This is a genomic window from Algihabitans albus (assembly GCF_003572205.1).
GTDB classification, from domain to species: Bacteria; Pseudomonadota; Alphaproteobacteria; order Kiloniellales; family DSM-21159; genus Algihabitans; species Algihabitans albus.
This window is the reverse complement of the sequence record NZ_QXNY01000017.1, coordinates 1-1,532: the sequence shown is the minus strand read 5'-3', so window position 1 is coordinate 1,532 and position 1,532 is coordinate 1. Positions and strand designations below refer to the sequence as shown.

At 69.1% G+C, this 1,532-nt stretch carries 1 protein-coding gene; it reads right to left on the bottom strand.

The window, feature by feature from the left end; all coding sequences use genetic code 11:
* Positions 1–19: 19 nt before the first annotated feature.
* Positions 20–1,447, bottom strand: coding sequence for a UDP-glucose dehydrogenase family protein (locus DBZ32_RS21955; protein ID WP_119169412.1), 1,428 nt, complete (start codon positions 1,445–1,447; stop codon positions 20–22).
* Between the last annotated feature and the right edge of the window lie 85 nt (positions 1,448–1,532).

The following is a 1,532-nucleotide window of genomic DNA, read 5'->3' as shown; positions in this document are numbered from 1 at the left end:
GCATGGCGTCCAAGGTCCTTCAACCCGCGAGGCGTGAGGAAACGACGGTCAGATTGGCCGGCGCGGTAGGGACGCTCTTGCCCCGTCCGATACCGGAGTATTGGAATCCGGCTTTTTGGAGGCGTTCGGGGTCGTAGACGTTGCGCAGGTCGACCAGGGCGGGTTGGGCCATGATCTGCTTGAGGCGCTGGAAGTCGAGGTTCCGGAAGGCGTTCCATTCGGTGACCAGGACCAGGCAGTCGGCGCCCTCGGCCGTCTCGTAGGGGTCGGCGCACCAGGTCACGCCCTCGAGCAGCTTCTTGGCCTCGGTCATGCCCTCTGGGTCGTAGGCGCGCAGGCTGGCGCCGGCCGCCTGCAGGTGCGGCACGATGGCCAGTGCGGGCGCCTCGCGCATGTCGTCGGTGTTCGGCTTGAAGGTCAGGCCGAGCAGGCCGATGGTCTTGCCGGCCAGCGCCCCCGGCCCGCCTGAACCTTGGGCTTCGCCTTCGGGGGCTTGGCCGCCGAGGAAGGCCACCACCCGTTCGGCCATGGCCAGCTTGCGCGCCTCGTTGACCTCCACCGTGGTCTCGACGATGCGCAGCGGCGCTTCGGCCTCCTGGGCGGTGCGCACCAGCGCCAGGGTGTCCTTGGGAAAGCAGGAACCGCCGTAGCCCGGCCCGGCATGCAGGAACTTCGAGCCGATCCGGCCGTCCAGCCCGATCCCGCGCGCCACCTGCTGCACGTCGCCCCCGACCTGCTCGCAGAGGTCGGCGATCTCGTTGATGAAGGTGATCTTGACCGCCAGGAAGGCGTTGGCCGCGTACTTGATCAGCTCCGCCGTCTCCAGACGGGTCGAGACGATCGGCGTCTCGTTCAGATAGAGCGGCCGATAGAGCGCCTTCAGGGCCTCGCGCGCCGGATCGCTCTCGACCCCGATCACCACCCGGTCCGGCCGCATGAAGTCCTCGATCGCGGAGCCTTCGCGCAGAAACTCCGGGTTCGAGGCGACGTCGTAGTCGCGCCCCAGGACCAGGTCCGGGCGGGTCCGCGCCAGCACCTCCGCCACCCGGCGGCCGGTGCCCACCGGCACGGTCGACTTGGTCACGATGCAGGTGAAGCGCGTGCCCGCCGCCGGCAGCGCCCGCGCCACCTCCTCCGCCGCGGCGAAGACGAAGGAAAGGTCGGCATGGCCGTCGCCGCGCCGCGAGGGCGTGCCCACCGCGATGAAGACCGCATCGGCCTCGGCCACCGCCGCGCTCAGGTCGGTCGTGAAGGACAGCCGACCGGAGCCGACGTTCTGGGCGACCAGCTCCTCCAGGCCGGGCTCGTAGATCGGGATCTCGCCGCCCTGTAGCCGCGCGATCTTCTCCGCATCCTTGTCGACGCAGACCACCTGCGTCCCGAACTCGGAAAAACAGGCCCCCGAGACCAATCCGACGTAGCCCGTCCCGATCACCGCTACGCGCATCGCCCAACCCCTTTCATAACCCCTGAAGACAGCATCTGCGCCGCCGTTTAGATCACTCCGACACTGGCCGGGATCACCGCGGCTC

What these genes read in the sequence shown, in the direction of transcription:
- DBZ32_RS21955 (WP_119169412.1), bottom strand. Translation starts at nt 1,447, where the DNA reads ATGCGCGTAGCGGTGATCGGGACGGGCTACGTCGGATTGGTCTCGGGG.